Annotated in this window: 17 protein-coding genes; 12 read left to right on the top strand and 5 right to left on the bottom strand. The window is 73.1% G+C overall.

Translation table 11 applies throughout. The annotated features are described in order from the left end of the window. Window positions 1-15: 15 nt before the first annotated feature. Complete coding sequence (locus IH48_RS0128005; RefSeq protein WP_037843328.1) at window positions 16-624, bottom strand: TetR/AcrR family transcriptional regulator; 609 nt, start codon at window positions 622-624, stop codon at window positions 16-18. A 90-nt stretch (window positions 625-714) separates the two neighbouring features. Beyond that, the gene (locus tag IH48_RS0128000; RefSeq protein ID WP_030910550.1) at window positions 715-1,677 is read right to left on the bottom strand and encodes an NADP-dependent oxidoreductase; all 963 of its coding nucleotides are present in this window, start codon (window positions 1,675-1,677) and stop codon (window positions 715-717) included. Window positions 1,678-1,854: 177 nt separating this feature from the next. Here IH48_RS0128000 and IH48_RS0127995 point away from each other — a divergent pair, with 177 nt between their 5' ends. The 3 genes from IH48_RS0127995 to IH48_RS0127985 all read left to right on the top strand — a co-directional run bounded on the left by IH48_RS0127995 (window position 1,855) and on the right by IH48_RS0127985 (window position 4,056). After that, the gene (locus IH48_RS0127995) at window positions 1,855-2,796 is read left to right on the top strand and encodes a LysR family transcriptional regulator (RefSeq protein ID WP_030910547.1); all 942 of its coding nucleotides are present in this window, start codon (window positions 1,855-1,857) and stop codon (window positions 2,794-2,796) included. Window positions 2,797-2,906: 110 nt separating this feature from the next. After that, window positions 2,907-3,620: an SDR family NAD(P)-dependent oxidoreductase gene (locus tag IH48_RS0127990; protein WP_030910543.1), complete on the top strand. Its 714-nt coding sequence runs from the start codon at window positions 2,907-2,909 to the stop codon at window positions 3,618-3,620. 61 nt (window positions 3,621-3,681) lie between these two features. Then, window positions 3,682-4,056, top strand: coding sequence for a hypothetical protein (locus IH48_RS0127985; protein WP_030910540.1), 375 nt, complete (start codon window positions 3,682-3,684; stop codon window positions 4,054-4,056). Window positions 4,057-4,104: 48 nt separating this feature from the next. Here IH48_RS0127985 and IH48_RS0127980 read toward each other — a convergent pair whose 3' ends face one another. Then, the gene (locus tag IH48_RS0127980; protein WP_078850092.1) at window positions 4,105-4,698 is read right to left on the bottom strand and encodes a TetR/AcrR family transcriptional regulator; all 594 of its coding nucleotides are present in this window, start codon (window positions 4,696-4,698) and stop codon (window positions 4,105-4,107) included. Window positions 4,699-4,820: 122 nt separating this feature from the next. On the opposite strand from IH48_RS0127980, the gene IH48_RS0127975 reads away from it, so the two are divergent. From IH48_RS0127975 to recO, 9 genes are all read left to right on the top strand, one after another. After that, window positions 4,821-6,035, top strand: a complete 1,215-nt coding sequence (locus IH48_RS0127975) for an MFS transporter (RefSeq protein ID WP_030910536.1) — start codon at window positions 4,821-4,823, stop codon at window positions 6,033-6,035. Between the two features lie 55 nt (window positions 6,036-6,090). After that, window positions 6,091-7,740 carry an FAD-dependent oxidoreductase gene (locus IH48_RS0127970; RefSeq protein ID WP_051840769.1) on the top strand — a complete coding sequence of 550 codons (1,650 nt, stop codon included), beginning with the start codon at window positions 6,091-6,093 and terminating at the stop codon, window positions 7,738-7,740. 92 nt (window positions 7,741-7,832) lie between these two features. Beyond that, entirely contained in the window at window positions 7,833-8,882 is a 1,050-nt protein-coding gene (locus tag IH48_RS0127965) for a GTPase (protein WP_030910531.1), read from the top strand. Between the two features lie 318 nt (window positions 8,883-9,200). Next, on the top strand, window positions 9,201-10,949 hold the full coding sequence (gene leuA / locus IH48_RS0127960) for a 2-isopropylmalate synthase (RefSeq protein ID WP_030910528.1): 1,749 nt from the start codon (window positions 9,201-9,203) through the stop codon (window positions 10,947-10,949). Between the two features lie 215 nt (window positions 10,950-11,164). After that, window positions 11,165-11,875 (top strand): TerB family tellurite resistance protein, encoded by a 711-nt coding sequence (locus tag IH48_RS0127955; protein ID WP_420705548.1) that lies wholly within the window; start codon window positions 11,165-11,167, stop codon window positions 11,873-11,875. Window positions 11,876-12,030: 155 nt separating this feature from the next. Beyond that, window positions 12,031-14,112 carry an MMPL family transporter gene (locus IH48_RS0127950; RefSeq protein ID WP_030910522.1) on the top strand — a complete coding sequence of 694 codons (2,082 nt, stop codon included), beginning with the start codon at window positions 12,031-12,033 and terminating at the stop codon, window positions 14,110-14,112. Between the two features lie 91 nt (window positions 14,113-14,203). Further along, the gene (locus tag IH48_RS0127945) at window positions 14,204-15,505 is read left to right on the top strand and encodes a sensor histidine kinase (protein WP_051840699.1); all 1,302 of its coding nucleotides are present in this window, start codon (window positions 14,204-14,206) and stop codon (window positions 15,503-15,505) included. Beyond that, window positions 15,502-16,182 carry a response regulator gene (locus IH48_RS0127940; protein WP_030910516.1) on the top strand — a complete coding sequence of 227 codons (681 nt, stop codon included), beginning with the start codon at window positions 15,502-15,504 and terminating at the stop codon, window positions 16,180-16,182. Before IH48_RS0127945 ends, IH48_RS0127940 begins: the two co-directional genes overlap by 4 nt. 58 nt (window positions 16,183-16,240) lie before the next feature. Continuing rightward, on the top strand, window positions 16,241-17,029 hold the full coding sequence (gene recO / locus IH48_RS0127935) for a DNA repair protein RecO (RefSeq protein ID WP_051840697.1): 789 nt from the start codon (window positions 16,241-16,243) through the stop codon (window positions 17,027-17,029). 40 nt (window positions 17,030-17,069) lie between these two features. Here recO and IH48_RS0127930 read toward each other — a convergent pair whose 3' ends face one another. Together IH48_RS0127930 and IH48_RS0127925 are read right to left on the bottom strand one after the other, a co-directional pair. Continuing rightward, entirely contained in the window at window positions 17,070-18,158 is a 1,089-nt protein-coding gene (locus IH48_RS0127930; protein WP_199810016.1) for an enolase C-terminal domain-like protein, read from the bottom strand. Then, window positions 18,155-19,120, bottom strand: coding sequence for a ketopantoate reductase family protein (locus tag IH48_RS0127925; protein WP_030910507.1), 966 nt, complete (start codon window positions 19,118-19,120; stop codon window positions 18,155-18,157). Before IH48_RS0127925 ends, IH48_RS0127930 begins: the two co-directional genes overlap by 4 nt. Window positions 19,121-19,264 lie beyond the last annotated feature (144 nt).

Genomic DNA, 19,264 nt, shown 5'->3' with positions numbered 1-19,264 from the left:
TTCCCATGGCCCCGCTCAACGGGCGCGACGCCCGAGCACGGTGTCTACGAGGGAGTTCACCAGGCCCTCGGGCACGCTCGCCCCCGTCAGGGCGCGGTAGACGATCGGGCCGACGAGGGCGTCGAACGCTGCGTCGGGGCCGAGTCCGGGCGGTGGCGTGGCCTCGCCGGCATCGATCGCCCGCGCCAGCATGGCGCGTTCCTGTTCGCGACGCGGGCCGAGGTAGCGCTCCTCGAAGCTCTTGGCTGTCGCGGCGTTGTGCTGCGACTCGGCGATGAGCGTGAGCAGGACCGTGCCCGCGGGGTCGTCGGTGAGGAACCGTGCGAAGCCGTGGAGGTAGTCGCGGACGGTCTCCACCGTGGGCGTCTGTGTCTTCGGGACGGGCAGGCGTTTCTCGCTGTCCTCGACCAGCGTGTCGAGCAGGATCTCCACCTTTGACGGCCACCAGCGGTAGATCGTCTGCTTGGCCACGCCGGCGCGCCGCGCGATCGCCTCGATGGTCAGCGCGCCGAAGCCGCACTCGACGAGCAGATCGTCCGCAGCGTGGAGCACGTCGAGGCGAGCGGCCTCGTCGCGCCGGCTGCCTGAGCGCGGCCTGCGAGGCTGAGGGCTGGCTGCGGGCACGCGGTACAGCCTACCCGGGAGTTGAGGAACGCCCTGGTCCGGCTCGTGTGCTGAGCGTTCTTCGGGCGCCGCGCGGGGCCCGCATATTGCTCAGGGGGTGAGGACGAGTTTGCCCGGTGCGTGTCCCGCGAGGCCGGCCCGGTGGGCTTGTGCCGCCTCGCCGAGCGGGTAGGTGGCGGCCACGACGACCCGCAATTCGCCGGAGCCGGCGCGCTCGACGAGGTCATGGCGGGCGGTTGCGCGGACTTCGGTGCCCGCGTCCTGTCCCGGCCCGTAGCCGAGCAGCTTGATGCCGGCTTCCCCGCGTCGTGGGGAACCGGCGATGGAGGCGATCCGCTGTCGGTCGGGGACCAGTTCCAGTGAAACGTCGAGTGCCTCGTCTGTGCCGGCGAAGTCGACTGCCGCACTGACGCCCCCCGGTGCGGCGGCGCGCACCCGGCCGACGAGCCCGGGACCGTAGGCGACGGGGGTGGCGCCGAGGTCGCGCAGCAGCTGATGGTTGCGCTCGGCGGCGGTGGCGATCACCGTGGCCCCCCGGGCGGCGGCGAGTTGCACCCCCATCAACCCGACCCCGCCGGACCCGCCGTGGACGAGGACCGTGTCGCCGGTGCTCACCTCGGCGGCTTCCAGCGCGTGGACCGCTGTGGTGCCGGTCAGCAGCAGCGACCCCGCTCCCGCCCAGCTGAGGCCGGCGGGCTTGCGGAAGACCGACGTGGCCGGGGCGGCCACGTAGTCGGCGTAGGCGGACGTCACCGGATACACGATGACCTCGTCGCCGATGCCCACCCCGGTGACCTTCGTGCCGGTCTCCGTGACGACGCCGGCGCACTCCAGACCGATCGAGGGCATCGGGGCGGCGATTCCGGCGGCGTCCTTGTGGGAGTCGTCCACGGCGTGGAACGCGCCGCTGTAGACCTTCCAGTCGATGGGGTTCACCCCGGCGGCCCGGACCCGGACGACGACGCCGTCGGCGGCGGCTCGCGGGACGGCCATGTCGGCCACGGCGAGTACCTCGGGCGTGCCGTAGGCGGTCGGGCGCACGATCCTTGGCATGGTTCTCCAACTCCGGTCTTCATGGGAGCCGCTCCGCGTCGGCAGGCGGGGCCGCACGGCAACGGCTTTTCGGGAGGCGATTTCGCTCCCGGCCACCAGCTTCCGTCCTCCCGGGCATAATTCCCAGTGCATTGTTGTAAGGGAGTAATTGCACCAAACGCATGAATGGGGTCGGCCGTGGCGGAGGAGCTGGATCTCAATCTCCTGAGGGTCTTCGACGCGTTGATGGACACCGGCAGCGTCGCGGAGGCCGCGGTACGACTGCACCTGTCCGCGCCGGCGACCAGCAGGGCGCTCGGCCGGCTCCGGCGCGCGATGAACGACCCTGTCCTCGTCCGGGCCGGCCAGGGCCTCGTCCCCACGCCGTTCGCGCAGCGATCGGCGTCCCGCGTCAAAGCCCTGCTCGATGCCGCCGGGGAACTGCGGGCCGACGCCTGTGACGGCGATCCTCGATCCTGGCAGCGCGCCTTCTCCATCCGCCTCAACGATGCCCTCGTGCCGATCCTTGTGCCCCGGCTGCTCCGCCAGGTCACCGCGGACGCCCCCGGAGTGCAACTCCGCTTCCTGGCCCAGAACTCCAAAGAGCCCGATCTCCTGCGCGACGGCACCATCGATCTCGACGTCGGGGCACTGGGTCCTGCGCCCGCGGACATCCACACCGAACGGCTGTTCACCGCCCGGTTCGCGGCCGTCGTCGCCATGGACTCCGACCTGGGACGCTCGGCGCAGCTCACCCTCGACGACCTGTGCGCCCGTCCCCACATCTCGGCTTCACGACGTGGTCTCGCCACGGGGCCACTCGACGACGCCCTTCAGCGGATCGGACGCTCGCGCCACGTGGCGGCGGTAGTCCCCTCGTACGCCGCCGGAGCCCTCGCGACCCTGGAGGGCGACGCCATCTGCATCATCCCCCACCTCACGGCCGTCCACCTGATCGAGAGGGGCGTCCCCCTGCGCTGCCATGAAGTCCCACTCGCGCTGCCCGCCACCGCCGTCGAACTCCACTGGCACCGGCGGGTCCACGAAGACCCCGCATCGCAGTGGCTGCGCGAACAACTCAACCGCGCCGTCCAGCCGCTGAGTGGTGTTCCGTCCGTTGCGGGACGGTCGGAGCAGTAGGCGGAGCGGGGCGCTGTCGGATGTCGCTTTCGAAGCCGCGATCCACCGCCCACGGATAGTCTAGACGAGACGTTGCGTCTAGACTAAAGATCCACCACGGAGGAGCGCATGTGTCTCACACGTCCCACACGTCCCACACCGCAGACCGTCAGGCCCTCGTCGTCGGAGCGTCCCGGGGGCTGGGGCTCGTCCTCGTCGGCGAACTCGCCCGGCGCGGCTGGCGCGTCATCGCCACCACGCGACGGACCGGTGGCGAACTGCGGGCTGCCGCCGACGCCTCTGGAGGCTCGCTGGAAGTCGAGTCGCTGGAGATGACGAGTCCCGAACGGCTCGCCGCGTTGCGTGAGCGACTGGAGGGTCGCCGGCTCGACCTGCTCTTCGTCAACGCCGCGATCGACCGGGGGAACCTGCCGATCGATGAGGTTCCAACCGCCATGTTCACCGAGGTGATGGCCACCAACGCACTGAGCCCGCTGCGTACGCTCGCGGCCCTGCGCGGACTCGTGGTCCCCGGCGGAACGGTCGCCGTCATGTCGTCGGAGCAGGGCAGCATCGCGCTGAACACCGAGGACGGATACGACCTCTACAAGGCGAGCAAGGCCGCGCTCAACCAGCTGATGCGCAGCTACGCCACCCGCCACGCCGACGACGGGCACACCAAGCTGCTCATCGACCCCGGACACAACCGGACGGGTCTCGGCGGGCCGGGCGCGCCGCTCGACCCTCGTGAGAGCATCCCGGCGGTCGTCGATGTCCTCGAAGCGCGGGCCGGCGCACCCGGCCTGCGCTTCCTTGACCGCCACGGCGAGACCGTCCCGTGGTAGGAGGTCCCGTCCTGGCCGCCCCCGCCGTCCCCGTGCGCCGCGCTTCCTTATGCTCTGGCGTATGACGCAGAGCACCGGACCGGGTCAGGAAGGCGCCGCCCTCGACCCGGAGGACCGCAAGATCGTCACGTTGGCGCGCAGCGCCCGTGCCCGCAACGGCGTACCGGAGGGTGCGGCAGTACGGGACGAGACGGGCCGTACGTACGTCGCCGGGACCGTCGCCCTCGACTCGCTGCGGCTGAGTGCCCTGCGCACGGCGGTGGCGATGGCCGTGGCCAGCGGTGCCACGTCGCTGGAGGCCGCGGCCGTGGTCTCCGCGTCGGACGCGGTCTCCGACGAGGACCGCGCGGCCGTGCGCGACCTGGGTGGCGCCGCCACGCCCGTTCTGCTCGCGGGGCCGGACGGCACGGTACGTGTGACGGTCTCAGCGGGCTGAGCCGCGGTAACGCGGCGGCATCCCCGCCGGGCCCGCGTGCCGGCGGTCTCAGTGCGCGAGCGCCGCGTCGACCAGCACGGCGCCGGTCGCGCGGGCCAGGACCGCGACCTCGGGGTCGTGGTCCATGCGGGCGGCGTGCAGGGCGCCGTCGTAGACGAGGTGCAACTGGCGGGCCAGCGTGCCGGGGTCGGTCGCGCCGGCCGCCTCGGCAAGCTCGCGGAGGACCTCGCGCGGGTAGTTGCGATAGCCGGCGGCCATGACCTCGATCTCGCCGCCGGTGCGCTCCTCGGCGGCCGCGGCCGCGAACGGGCAGCCGCGGAAGTCGCGCTCGGCGAAGAGCGTGGCCTGCGCGTCGAAGATCGCGAGCAGCCGCTCGCGCGGGTCGCTGCCCGCGCGGTCCAGTGCCGCCTGGATCCTGGCTACCTGCCGCTGGTGACGGCCTTCGAGGTAGGCCTTCACCAGCCCCTCCTTGTTGCCGAACGTCTTGTAGAGCGACGCCTTGGCGACCCCGGCCTCCTTGAGGATGCGGTCGATCCCGACGGTGTGGATCCCCTCGGCGTAGAACAGCCTGTTGGCGGTCTCCAGCAGTCGTTCGCGCGGCGAGCGGCTGTCGGGCCGTTTGCTCATCGTCGTCGTCTCCATGGGCACCGTTCCCTCACCTCCTGGGTCTTCAGGCCCACTTTACTCTTTGACTGAACAGACAGGTCTGTCTATGCTCGTCCCCATGCATCAGACAGACCTGTCTGTTCATTTGAGGAGTCGCCATGACAGCCACCATGCAGGTGCCCAGTACGGCCGTGGACCCGGCCGGGGACCGGCGCCGTCTCCGCGGGCTGGCGCTGCTCGCCTCCATCGTCGTCTCGTTCCTCGCCGCCTCGGCCGCCCCCGCGCCGCTCTACCAGCACTACGCGCTGGCCTGGCACGGAACCGCGCTGACGACCACCGAGGTCTTCGGGGTCTACGCCGGGTCCGTGCTCGTGGGGCTCCTCGCGCTCGGCGAGTTGTCGAACCACGTCGGCCGCCGCCCTGTGCTGCTCGCCGCACTGGCGGGCCAGGCCGTCGCCGTCCTCCTGTTCGCCACCGCGTCCTCGTTCGAGCCGTTCTTCATCGGCCGGGTCGTCCAGGGTGTCGCCGCCGGTGCCGCGCTCGGCACGCTCGGGGCGGCCATGATCGACCTGCACCGGCGGCACGGCACGCTCGCCAGCGCGGCCGCCCCTGGCGCGGGCACCGGTCTGGGTTCTCTGGTGGCCGGGCTGGTCGTCGGCTACCTGCCCTGGCCCACCCACCTGATCTACCTCGTGCTCATCGGGGTCTTCGCGCTGCAGGCGGTCGGGGTGCTGCGAGTGCTGGACGCGAACGAGACCCGGCCCGGCGTGCTCGCGAGCCTGCGACCCGCCATGACCGTGCCGCGCGCCGCGCGGCGCGCGTTCCTGGCGGCCGCGCCCGCCCTGTTCGCCTTCTGGGCCCTCGCGGGCCTGTACGGGTCGCTGGGTCCCGCGCTGGCCCGCGGGCTCGCCGCGAGTACCTCCATAGCACTCGGCGGCCTGACGCTCTTCGTGATGGCGGGCTTCGCCTTCGTCACGACGATCGCGTACCGCAACCAGCCTGCGCGGCCGCAGCTCTTGCAGGGCATCGCTGCCCTCGTCCTCGGCGTCGCCGCGACGATCGTCGCCATCGAGGCCGGCTCGATATGGGGCTTCTTCGCCGCCACCGCCGTGGCGGGGTGCGGCTTCGGCATGGGGCTGCAGGGGTCGATCCGCAGCGTGGTCTCGCTCGTCGAGCCGCACGAGCGCGCGGGGCTGCTCTCCGCGGTCTACCTGGTCTCCTATGCCGGCATGGGCGCCCCCGCGGTCGTCGCCGGCTACCTGGTCAGCAGGGGGCAGAGCCTGACCGGCGTGGCCGTGGGGTACGCCGTCGCGCTGGTCGGCCTGGCGCTGATCGCGCTGGCCCAGTTGTTCCGGCCCGCCCGTGGGCAATGAGCCGTGCCACTTGACACGAACGTCGTTCGTAACTAGAACGGTGTTCGTGACGACGATGAAGATGAACCAGGACAGGTACGTGGACGTGACCGTGGTCGGCGCCGGGCCCGTGGGCCTCGTGCTCGCCGCCGAACTGGCGCTCTCCGGCGTGAGCGTGCAGGTGATCGAGCGGCTGGCCGAGCCCGAGACCTCGATGAAGGCGGGCGGGATCAACGTGCCCACCGCCGAGGCCCTCGACCGCCGCGGCCTGCTGCCCGCGGCCGAGCGGGTGCACCGGGAGACGCTGGAGCAGATGGGCGCGGCGTTCGGCCGCAAGGCCCGGGCCGGAGCCCCGGCGCACGGTGACGGCCGCGGAGCGGGCGTCCGGCGGAGGATGACCGGGCACTTCGCCGGCATGGTCATCGACGCGGGCCTCGTCGACTGGGACGACCCCGACCTCGCCGCCCACGCCGCCGTCGCCGGTGCGCGGATGGTGCCGCAGCGCGAGCTTGAGGGGCTGCTGGCCGCCCATGCCGAGCGTCTCGGCGTGCCCGTGCGCCGGGGCGTCGAGGTCACCGGTCTTGATGACACCGGCGACGCCGTGCTCGTGGACACCACCGCCGGGGCGATGCGCACCGGCTGGCTGGTCGGCTGCGACGGCGGGCACAGCACCGTGCGCCGCCTCGCGGGCATCGACTTCCCCGGCACCGACCCCGAACTCACCGGGCGCGTGGCGGTCGTCGACATGGCAGACCCCTCGGCGCTCGCCGAGGGATGGGTGTGGTCGTCGCGCGGCGCGTACCGCCGCGGGCCGCAGCCGGGGCGGGTGTTCACCGTGGAGTTCGACGACGCCCGCCGCGACGACTCCGGCGAGCCCGATACCCCGGCCCGCCCCCGCCGGGGCGCGCCCGCCGAGCCCGTCACCCTTGAGGAGATGCAGGCGAGCCTGCGCCGGGTCTCCGGCACCGACGTGACGCTGACCGCGCTGCGCGGGGCCGCGACCCGCTGGAGCGACAACACCCGCCAGGCCGCGACGTACCGGTCGGGACGGGTGCTGCTCGCCGGGGACGCCGCCCACGTGCACTCGCCGTTCGGCGGCCAGGGGCTCAACCTCGGGGTCGGCGACGCGATGAACCTCGGCTGGAAGCTCGGCGCCGTGATCGCCGGCTGGGCACCCGAAGCGCTGCTCGACACGTACGACGCCGAGCGACGGCCGCTGGGCGCCTGGGTGCTCGACTGGACGCGCGCGCAGGCCGGGGTGATGCGCGGGGACGCCAAGTCGGTCGCGCTCCGCGAGGTCGTCGCCGAGCTGCTGGCCACCCGCTCGGGTGCGACGTACGCGGTCAAGAAGATCTCCGGCGTCACGCAGCGCGTCGAACTGCCCGGCGACCATCCGCTGACCGGGAGGTACGCCCCCGACCTCCACCTGGCGGACGGCTCCCGCCTGGCCGACCACTCGCACGCCGGCGGCTTTGTGCTGCTTGACCGCACGCAGGACGGCGCGTTCGCCCGTGTGGCCGCGCCCTGGACCGGGCGCGTGAGCGGCGTGACCGACAAGGCCGGGTCGGGGCAGGCGGCGCCCACCGGGGTGCTGGTACGTCCCGACGGCGTCGTCGCCTGGGCCTCCGACGCGACCGGGGCGGAGGCCACCGCCACCGCCGCAACTGCCCTCGAAGCCGCCCTGCGCCGCTGGGCCGGCGCCCCCGCGTCCGCACCGGCGGCCTGAGCGCGCCGCGAGCCGGCGGACGGCGCGGCGAAGGACCCGGCCGGTCACGGCCCGCGCGGGGGTGGTCGGAGGCGCCGCGCCGATCGGGGAGAATGGCCCGCATGAGCGTGAGCACCCCACGGTCCGAGACGGCCGAAGCACCCCACAGGGCGGGCTTCGCCTGCTTCGTCGGCCGCCCCAACGCGGGCAAGTCCACCCTGACGAACGCTCTGGTGGGCAGGAAGGTCGCGATCACCTCGAACCGCCCCCAGACGACCCGCCACAGCGTCCGCGGGATCGTCCACCGCCCCGACGCGCAGCTGATCCTCGTGGACACCCCCGGGCTGCACAAGCCGCGCACGCTGCTGGGGGAGCGGCTCAACGACGTCGTGCGCACCACCTGGGCCGAGGTCGACGTGATCGGCTTCTGCCTGCCCGCCGACCAGAAGCTCGGCCCCGGCGACCGGTTCATCGCCAAGGAGCTGGCGGGGATCAGGAAGACGCCGAAGGTGGCGGTCGTCACCAAGACCGACCTGGTCGACTCCAAGACCCTCGCCGAGCAGCTGCTCGCGATCGACGCGCTCGGCAGGGAGCTCGGCCTCGAGTGGGCCGAGATCATCCCGGTCTCCGCCGTGGACGCGCAGGAGGCCGCGAACGCCGATGCCCCGGCGGACGCCACGACCGCCCCGGCGGACGACGCCACCGCCCCCGCGGGTGACGAGCGGGGCGCCGGCCAGGTGTCGCTGCTCGCCGACCTGCTGGTGCCGCTGCTGCCCGAGAGCCCGCCGCTGTACCCGGAGGGCGACCTGACGGACGAGCCCGAGCAGGTCATGGTCGCCGAGCTGATCAGGGAGGCGGCGCTGGAGGGCGTACGGGACGAGCTGCCGCACTCGATCGCCGTGGTGGTCGAGGAGATGCTGCCGCGCCCTGACCGCCCCGCCGACCGTCCGCTGGTGGACATCCACGCCAACGTGTACATCGAGCGGCCCAGCCAGAAGGGCATCGTCATCGGCCCCAAGGGCAGCCGCCTCAAGGAGGTCGGGACGAAGTCCCGCAAGCACATCGAGGCGCTGCTGGGCACGCCGGTCTTCCTGGATCTGCACGTCAAGGTCGCCAAGGACTGGCAGCGCGACCCCAGGCAGCTGCGCAAACTGGGCTTCTGAGCCCTCGGGGCGCCGCCCCGTCCGGGGCCTCCCGCGCCGGGGCCGGGCGACGTCAGGAAGCGGGCCGCCTCGGTCCGCGGTGGCCCCGGCGGCACGGTCCCGCATGCTGATACGCGTCGCCCACCACGCGCCCCTCTGGGATACAGTGCCCGCATCATGCGTTACGGGCTGCTTCTCCTTAGCTGCCGCGGTGAGGGTCTGTTGTCGTAGGTCGGCCCCCTTCCCGCGGAGTTCGGTGTTGCGGTGATCGCCCCGCCCCGTCGACCGACACAGCCATCCGGCACAGTCACCCGCGGATTCCCCGAGGAGCCCACGCAGATGTCCCAGCCCACGCCGAACACCAACGCGACGCACAGGCAGAAGCCGTCCGGGATGCCGATCCACAAGTACGGCCCGTACGACGCCGTCGACATCCCCGACCGCACGTGGCCGGACAACCGGATCACCGTCGCGCCCCGCTGGCTGTCCACCGACCTGCGCGACGGCAACCAGGCCCTGATCGACCCGATGTCGCCTGCGCGCAAGCGCGAGATGTTCGACCTGCTGGTACGCATGGGGTACAAGGAGATCGAGGTCGGCTTCCCCGCCTCCGGCGAGACCGACTTCAACTTCGTACGGTCGATCATCGAGGACCCCGACGCCATCCCCGACGACGTGACGATCTCCGTCCTGACGCAGGCGCGCGAGGAGCTGATCGAGCGGACCGTCGAGTCGCTGCGCGGCGCCCACCGCGCCACCGTCCACCTGTACAACGCGACGGCGCCCACGTTCCGCCGTGTGGTGTTCGGCGGCACGAAGGACCAGATCAAGCAGATCGCCGTGGACGGCACGCGGCTGGTGATGGAGTACGCGGAGAAGATCCTCGGCCCCGAGACCACCTTCGGCTACCAGTACAGCCCGGAGATCTTCACCGACACCGAGCTGGACTTCGCGCTGGAGGTCTGCGAGGGGGTCATGGACGTCTGGCAGCCCGCAGAGGGCCGCGAGATCATCCTCAACCTGCCCGCGACGGTGGAGCGTTCCACGCCGTCCACGCACGCGGACCGCTTCGAGTGGATGTCGCGCAACCTGTCGCGCCGCGAGCACGTGTGCCTGTCGGTGCACCCGCACAACGACCGCGGCACCGCCGTCGCCGCCGCCGAACTGGCCATCATGGCGGGCGCCGACCGCATCGAGGGATGCCTGTTCGGGCAGGGCGAGCGCACCGGCAACGTCGACCTGGTGACGCTGGGCATGAACCTGTTCTCGCAGGGAGTCGATCCGCAGATCGACTTCTCCGGGATCGACGAGGTGCGCCGCACCAGCGAGTACTGCAACCAGATGGAGATCCACCCGCGCCACCCCTACGCGGGCGACCTGGTCTACACGTCCTTCTCCGGCTCCCACCAGGACGCCATCAAGAAGGGGTTCGACGCGCTGGAGGCCGACGCGGCCGCGCAGGGCGTCGGCGTGGACGACATCCAGTGGAACGTGCCGTACCTGCCGATCGACCCGAAGGACGTCGGCCGCTCGTACGAGGCGGTCATCCGCGTCAACTCGCAGTCCGGCAAGGGTGGTGTGGCGTACGTCCTGAAGAACGACCACCACCTGGACCTGCCGCGGCGCATGCAGATCGAGTTCTCCAGGATCATCCAGGCGAAGACCGACGCCGAGGGCGGCGAGGTCACCCCGGCCGAGATCTGGGACGTGTTCCAGGACGAGTACCTGCCCAACCCGGACAACGCGTGGGGCCGCGTCCAGCTCAAGTCCGGCCAGTCGACGGCCGACACGGAGGGCCGCGACACCCTGACCGTCCAGGCCGTGGTGGACGGCGAGGAGCACGAACTGACGGGCACGGGCAACGGCCCGATCTCCGCGTTCTTCGAGGCGCTGGCGGCCGTCGGCGTGGACGCGCGCCTGCTGGACTACCAGGAGCACACGCTCAGCGAGGGCGCACGCGCGCAGGCCGCCTCGTACATCGAGTGCGCGATCGACGGCAAGGTGCTGTGGGGCATCGGCATCGACGCGAACACCACCCGCGCCTCGCTGAAGGCCGTGGTCTCCGCGGTCAACCGCGCGGCGCGGTGATCACGCCGTCCGCGAGTGATCACCGAGGGTGACATGGCCGAGAGTGATCGGCTTCTGACCCCCTGGCAACACCCCTGACCTGAGGGTTTCCCGAACCCCGCGCACCGGCTCCGGTGGGCGGGGTTCGGCCATGTCTGGTGAACTGGTGACTGGGTACTGACGTAGTTACGGGGATGTGGCTAACATCACGTCCACGGCGAAGATGCCGAACCGTTATGGAGGTGCGCGACGTGCTGCGAGCTCAAGGATCCAGCGGCCGGAAACCGCGCCTGTGCGGCGTTCGCACCTCATGGTCGACCGTGGGCGACGGGGAGTTCTTCTGCCCCGACTGCGGGGGCGACCGCAACTACCGCCGCCGCACCGGCCGTCGCCGCTTCACGTTCCTCGGCGTGCCCCTGATGTCGCGCGGCAGCGCCGGCCCCGTCGCGGAATGCGCGGCCTGCCGCGCCCGGTTCGGGATGGACGTACTCGACCACCCGACCACCGCACGGTTCTCCGCGATGCTGCGCGACGCCGTGCACACGGTCGCGCTCGCCGTGCTCGCGGCCGGCGGCACGGCCTCGCGGCCGGTGCGGGAGACCGCGGTCGTCACGGTCAGGGAGGCCGGCTTCGACGACTGCACGGAGGACCAGCTGACCGAGCTCGTCGACGCGCTCGCCGCGGACACCGGCCGGTACATCGCCGACCCGGGCCCGTGCGGCGCGGCGCTCGCCATCGAACTGCACGAGGCGCTCGAACCGCTCGCACCGCACCTGGCGGCCCCGGGCCGCGAGTCGATCGTGCTGGGCGCCGCGCGGATCGCGCTCGCGGACGGCGCGTACAGCCCGGCGGAACGCGAGGTGCTGGCGACGGTCGGCGGCGCGCTCCAGCTCGCGCCCGAGGTCACGACGCGGCTGCTCGCGGCCGCGTCGCGCACGCCGTCCTGACCCCGTAGCGGGACCAAGGGTCCTCCCCGGCCCGGTTCCGCCGCCTCCCGTACGCCCGGGGGAGTAGAGCGGCCCGCCGGCCTCCCCGGGGCGTACGGTGGAAGTCGCCCCACCGTGCGACGCGTTGGGACCGTCGCGAACGGGAGCCTGGGGGCATGACCCCAGGAATCCGCCGCGCACTGCCGTGGGCCGTCATCGCCTTCTGGGCCGCGGCCCTCGCCGTCTGCGCGCCCTCGGCCATCCACCTGACGTCCGTCCAGACGGACAGCGCCGTGGACTACCTTCCGTCGAGCGCCGATTCCACCCGCGTCGCCTCCGTACAGGCCGAACTGCCCGGCAGCGACGCCACCCGGCTCGAACTCGTCTACCACCGCGCGGGCGGCCTGACCCGGGCCGACCGCGTCGTGGCAGGACAGCAGGTGGACCGTGTCGTCTCCGGGCAGCACCTCGACGCATCGCCCACGCCCCGGGTGTCGCACGACGGCACGACCGAGGTGTACCTGATCTCGACCACCGCGGCGGGCAGCGGCGACGAGGCCCAGGACGCCCTCGTCGACTCGGCGCGGGAACAGGTGAACGGCGCGCACGGGCTCACCGCGCGGGTCACGGGTCCGGCAGCGCTGCGCAGTGACACCGGGGCCGTCTTCGGCTCCATCGACCTCACCCTGGTGATCGCCACCGCGCTCGTCGTGGCCGTCCTGCTCGTCCTCACCTACCGAAGCCCGCTCCTGTGGTTCTTCCCGCTGCTGAGCGTGGGCGTCGCCGCGATCACCACGAGAGGCATCGTGTACGGGCTCGTCCAGTGGACCGGCCTCACCGTGACTGGGCAGAGCGGCGGGATCATGACGGTCCTCGTGTTCGGCGCGGGCACCGACTACGCCCTGCTGCTCGTCTCCCGCTACCGCGAGGAGCTGCGGCGGGTGCGCCGGCCGTACGACGCGATGCGCGCGGCGCTGCGCGGCTGCGGTCCCGCGCTCCTCGCGTCGGGAGGCACCGTCGTCGCGGGCCTGCTGTGCCTGCTCGCCGCCGGTCTCAACAGCTCACGCGGGCTCGGGCCCGTCGGCGCCGTCGGTGTGCTGTGCGCGCTCGCCGCGATGACGACGCTGCTGCCCGCCCTGCTCGTCGTGCTCGGACGCCGGGTGTTCTGGCCGCTGGTACCGGTGTACGGCAGCGAGCCGCACGCGCCCCGCCGGGGCCGCCGTACGTTCTTCGCCGCGGTCGGCGCCCGCGCCGGCCGCCGCCCCGCCGCGGTGCTGGCAGGCGGCGCGGTGCTGCTCGGTGCCCTGGCCCTCGGCAGCCTGGATGGTCCGGGAACGCTCGGACAGCTGGACGGCTTCACCTCGCCACCCGAGTCGGTGGCCGCCCTGCGCACCGCCGACGCCGCCTTCCCCGGCGGGCAGGGTGACCCGATCCCCGTCGTCACCGCGACCCCGCGGGCCCAGCAGGCCCTGGACGCCGCGCGGGCCACCCCCGGCGTGGGCTCGGCCCGCGCCACCCGCTCGGGGAAGGGCTGGACGGAACTGCTGGTGCTCCCGCGCGCAGCGCCGGGCTCCGCCGCGGAGACCACGACGGTCACCACCCTGCGCGCCCACGAGGGCCGGGTGCCGGGCACTTACGTGGGCGGCACCATCGCCCAGCGGCTGGACCAGCAGTCCACCGACGCGAGAGACCTGCGGATCGTCGTGCCGCTCGTGCTCGCCGTCGTCCTGCTCATCCTCGGGGCCCTGCTGCGCTCCGTCGTCGCCCCGCTGATCCTGGTCGCCGCCGTCGCGGCGGTGTGGGCCGCGGCACTCGGCATCGGCTCCCTGCTGTTCGGCCACGTTCTCGGCTTCGCGGGCACGGATCCCAGCCTGCCGCTGCTCACGTTCGTCTTCCTGGTGGCGCTCGGTGTCGACTACGGCATCTTCCTGATGCACAGAACGCGCGAGGAGCGGGCGCGTGGTGCGACCGCGGACGGGGCGGTGCTCGCGGCGCTGCGCACCACGGGCGGCGTCATCGCGTCGGCGGGCATCGTGCTGGCGGCGACGTTCTCCGTGCTGACGACGCTGCCCCTGGTGATGATGGTCGAGACCGGCCTGGTGATCGCCGTCGGCGTCCTGCTGGACACGTTCCTCGTCAGGACCTGGCTGGTGACCTCGGCGAGCCTGCTGCTCGGCGACCGGCTCTGGTGGCCGGGCACGACCAGGCACGCGACCCGTCCGCAACAGGCCCGGGCCGGCGAACACACTGCGGCGTAGCCACGCCGGGACGGGCGGCGCGCTCCCGCCTCCGTCGCACGCACCGGGACCGCCCTCGCGAGGAGGCGCCCCTTTCCCCGAGGATGACCCCGTGGACACCACGACCACCCCCACCGGCAGGACGGCCGCCGTCGTGCAGGGCAGCCGCGGGCTGCGCGTCCTGGCCGCCGTCGGCCGCGACCCCGCGGACGCTCCCCATCCTCTGCGGGCCGACGGACTGCTCGCCCTCGCCCTGATGGCGCTGTCCGCGCTGCTGGCCCTGGCCGTGGACAACGGCCGCACCCTGGACGGCCCCGGCTGGGCGCTGCTGGCCTTGAGCGTGCTGCCGCTGGTGTGGCGGCGGCGCCACACCATGGCCGCCCTGGCGGCCATGGTGGTCTTCGTCGCGTCGTACCACGCACTGCGGTACGACCACCCCGCCGCGCTGCCCGCCTCCCTGGTGATGATCTACACGGTGGCCGCCACGGTCAGGCCGCTGCGCACGCTGCTGATCGCGGTCGCGGTCGTCTGCCTGAACGTCGGGATCCAGCTCGGCGTCGATCCCGGCGCCGGCTTCGAGGCACTGAAGGTGTCGGGCTGGCTGGCCTCGGTGTTCCTGCTCGGCGCCTACCTGCGGATCTACCGCGGGTACGTCGCCTCCATCGTCGAACGGGCGGAACGCGCCGAGCGCACCCGCGAGGAGGAGGCGGCCCGCCGGGTCGCGCAGGAGCGCCTGCGGATCGCCCGTGACCTGCACGACCTGCTGGCCCACTCGATCACGACGATCGGCGTCCAGGCATCCGTCGCCTCGCACGTCCTCGAGGCCGACCCCGGGCGGCTGGACCGCGCCGCCGTCGCCGCTGCCCTGGACGGGATCGCCGACACCTGCCGCACGGCGCGAGCGGAGGTCAAAGCCACCCTCGACGTGCTGCGCTGCGACGCGCCGGGGGAGTTCGCCGGCGGCGCGGCGGAGGGCCGCGGGCCGCTGCCCGGCCTCGCCGCGCTGCCCGGCCTGGTGCGCGCGGCCGGCGCCGGGCTGACGCTGCACGGCACCGGCGGGGCGGTCGTGCCGCCCGCGGTCGACGCCGCCGCGTACCGCATCGTCCAGGAGTCGCTGACCAACGCCGCCCGCCATGCAGGGCCCGGCGCCCGCACGGAGGTGACGGTGGAACGCCGCGGCGGCGCGCTCCGCGTCGGGATCGTCGACGACGGTTCAGGGGCGGCCCGCGACACCGCCACAGGCGGGGACGTCACGGGCGGCTATGGGATCCTCGGCATGCGCGAGCGCGCACGCAGCGTCGGCGGCTCCCTGACGGCCGGGCCCCGCGCAGGCGGCGGGTTCGCCGTCGAGGCACTGCTGCCTCTGGAGCAGGGGGATCGCACCGCCGCGGCGGACGAAGGAGGCAGGCCGTGATCCGGGTGCTGCTCGCGGACGACCAGACGCTGGTGCGCTCGGCGTTCGCCATGCTCGTCGGCTCCGCACAGGACATGACCGTCGTCGGCGAGGCCGCCACCGGGTGCGAGGCGCTGGCGCTCGCCCGGTCCGGGCGAGCCGACCTGGTGGTGATGGACATCAGGATGCCCGATCTGGACGGGATCGAGGCCACCCGGCTGATCTCCATGGACGAGGACCTGGCAGGCGTCAGGGTGCTCGTCCTGACCACCTACGACACGGAGGAGTACGTGATGGACGCCCTGCGCGCAGGGGCCTCCGGCTTCCTCGTGAAGGACACCAGGCCAGCCGAGCTGCTGGACGCCATCCGCACGGTCGCCGCGGGGGACGCACTGCTCTCGCCCGGTCCCACGGCGCGGCTGATCGCCCGCGCGCTGAAGGCGCCGGAGGCCCCCGCATCCCTCACGGACGCCCCGGCCGCGCTCGCGGCGCTCTCGGAGCGGGAGCGCGGCGTGCTCGCACTCGTCGCGCGCGGCCTGAACAACGCGGAGATCGCCGACGTCCTCGGCCTGAGCCCGCTGACCGCCAAGACCCACGTCAGCCGCATCATGGGCAAGCTCGCGGCCCGCGATCGCGCCCAACTGGTCATCGCGGCATACGAGTCGGGCCTGGTCAGGCCGGTGGGACCGGACGCCTGAGGCACCTCGCCCCGCCACCGGAGAGCACGTCCGCGCCAGCGTACGGAAGAATGAGGGCATGAGTCTGTTCCGGGACGACGGTGTCGTGCTGCGGACCCAGAAGCTCGGTGAGGCCGACCGCATCATCACGCTCCTGACCCGCGGGCACGGCCGCGTGCGCGCCGTCGCGCGCGGAGTGCGGCGCACGAAGTCGAAGTTCGGGGCGCGGCTCGAACCGTTCTCCCACGTCGACGTGCAGTTCTTCGCGCGCGGCAGCGAGCTGATCGGCCGCGGGCTGCCGCTGTGCACCCAGAGCGAGACGATCGCGCCCTACGGCGGCGGCATCGTCACCGACTACGCCAGGTACACGGCCGGCACGGCCATGCTGGAGACGGCCGAGCGGTTCACCGACCACGAGGGCGAGCCCGCGGTCCAGCAGTACCTGCTGCTGGTCGGCGCCCTGCGCACCCTGGCACGCGGCGAGCACGCGCCGAACCTGATCCTCGACGCGTTCCTGCTGCGCTCGCTCGCCGTCAACGGGTACGCGCCCAGCTTCGAGAACTGCGCGAAGTGCGGCCTCGACGGCCCCAACCGGTTCTTCTCCGTCGCCTCGGGCGGGATCGTCTGCGGCGACTGCCGGGTCCCCGGCAGCGTCGTGCCGTCGTCAGAGGCGGTGGCCCTGCTCGGCGCCCTGCTGACGGGCGACTGGCCCACCGCCGACGCGTGCGAGGCGCGCCACGTCAGGGAGGGCAGCGGGCTGGTCTCCGCCTACCTGCACTGGCACCTGGAGCGCGGGCTGCGCTCCCTGAGGTATGTGGAGACGGGCCACGGCCGAAGCGCCGCACACGACGTCCGGGGCCGCGCCTAGGAGCCGGGCCCGCGGCCCGGGCGGGCCGCCCGCACGCGCCTCAGTCCATCCTGTGGTGCGCGACGGCGCGCGCGTCCCAGCGCAGGCCGCTGCCCGGGTACTCGGACGGCACCGCGCACCCGTCGGCGATCCGCAGGGGCGTTTCGAGCACGGGTCCTGCCCAGTCGACGTACTCGAGCCAGTGGGCCGTCGGCGTCGCCGCCAGCAGCTGGGCGCTCACCTCCGGGTACAGGTGGGACGACATCGGCACGCCGGACACGTCGGCCAGCGCCGCCGCGTCGCGCCATCCGCTGACTCCGCCGATGCGGTCGAGGTCGGTCATCACGTAGTCACTCGCGCCGAGCCGCAGCGAGCGGGCCATCGCACGGGGCCCGGTGAGGTTCTCGCCGGCCTGGACGGGCGTGCGCAGCGCCGCCGCCAGGCGGGCCGTCCCCTCGTGGTCGTCGTGGCGCACCGGCTCCTCGATCCAGTACAGCCCCTCGTCGTCCAGTGCCCGGCAGCGGTCCTGGGCCTCCGCGAGCGACAGCGCCTGGTTGAAGTCGGCCATCACGGCGACGTGTTCGGGCAGGGCGGCGCGTACCGCGCGGACGGCGGCGAGGTCGTCGCGCGCCGAGGGCCGGCCGAGCCGCATCTTGACGGCGGAGAAGCCCTCGGCGGCCAGCTCCAGCGCCTCGTCCGCCGCGGCATCCGCCGGCAGCAGCCCCAGGCCGTTGCTGTTGTAGGCGGGGACGGGACGCGGCGCGGCGCCGAGCAGCCGGGCCAGCGGCAGGCCCGCGGCCTGCGCCAGCGCGTCCCAGCACGCCGCGTCGACCCCCGCGAGTACGGACGCGACAGGCCCGCGCACGCCCACCAGCTTGAAGTGGGCGGACAGCGTCCGCCGGCAGGCGGCGGGCTCGGCCGGGGCGCCGGCCAGCCGGGCGCCCGCGTCCCGCACCAGCGTCACCACCGCGTGGGCGAGCGCCTCGGCGTAGCAGAACAGGTACGAGCGGCCCGTCAGGCCCTCCTCGGTGCGGAGGTCGATGAGCACCATCGGCGCCTCGCCGATGCTGCTGGCGCTGGTGCCGAGCGGCCTGCGCATCGGCAGCAGGACCGGCGTGGCCTCGACGGAGCGCACGGTCGGCCCGTTCACGCCGTGCGGCCCTCGCTCCGGGCGGTGCCGCCCCCGGCCTGTGCGGCGTGACCATCGGCGTGCACGGCGAGCATGCCGGCGATCGCGCCGTTGTTCGGCGTGGGGACGGAGAGCGCGGCGCCGCGCTCGACCACGTCGCCGCTGAGCCAGCCGACCTCCAGCCGGTTGCCGCGCTCGATGTCGTGGTGCATCGACGACGTCATGGTGTCCGGCACGGTGTCGACGAAGGCCATGCGGTCGTCCGCGTAGTCCGCCGGCAGCGCCACCCCCTGCGCCCGCGCGACCTGGACGACCTCGTCCATCACGCCGCGCAGGAACGCGCGCGAGCGCGGGTTGGCGCGGATCGGGCCGATGGGGGAGCGTGCGAGCGTGGTGGTGCCCGAGAGGCCGACGAGGAAGACGAACTTCTCCCAGACGGCCCGCTCGATCCCCTCGCTCACCTCGACGTCGATGCCGGCGTCCGCGCACGCGTCGCGGAAGGCCCGCACGCGCGGGGACGAGGTGCCGTCGTACTCGCCGAACACCAGCTTCTGCATGGAGCCCGAGTGGCGGATGACGCCGGGCTCGGCGATGGTGGCGGCGATGTAGGACACGCCTCCCACGATGTGCTCGGCGCCGAGCACATCGCGCAGGATGTCGTCCTTGACGACGCCGTTCTGGAACGACGCGACGGCGGTGCCTGGGCCGAGCAGCGGCTTGACGAGCTCCGCCGCCGACGCGGTGTCCCACAGCTTGACGCCGAACAGCACGAAGTCGGCGGGTGCGTGTCCCGACGGGTCGTCCGTGGCTTGGACCTCGGGGATGTGCACGTCCCCGAGCGGGCTCAGCACGCGCAGACCGCCGTCGCGCAGCGCGTCGAGCTGGCGGCCCCTGGCCACGAAGAGCACGTCGTGTCCCGCCGCGGCCAGCCGGCCGCCGAAGTAGCCGCCGATACCGCCGGTGCCCATCACCGCGATACGCATGGAGCCTCCCATAGATGAATGTGCGTACAAATATATGGAGGTCAATTTTCGTCTGTCCAGCTTGCCGCTGCCTGTGTGTACCAGTTTTTTTGAACGTCCGAACCGGAACGCCTCGGGTTGGCATACCTCCCCCGGGGCGGAATA

It is taken from the genome of Streptomyces sp. NRRL F-5126 (assembly GCF_000721265.1).
GTDB lineage: Bacteria > Actinomycetota > Actinomycetes > Streptomycetales > Streptomycetaceae > Streptomyces.
Note: the sequence above shows the minus strand (reverse complement) of the source record. Positions and strands in the feature narration are given on the sequence as shown.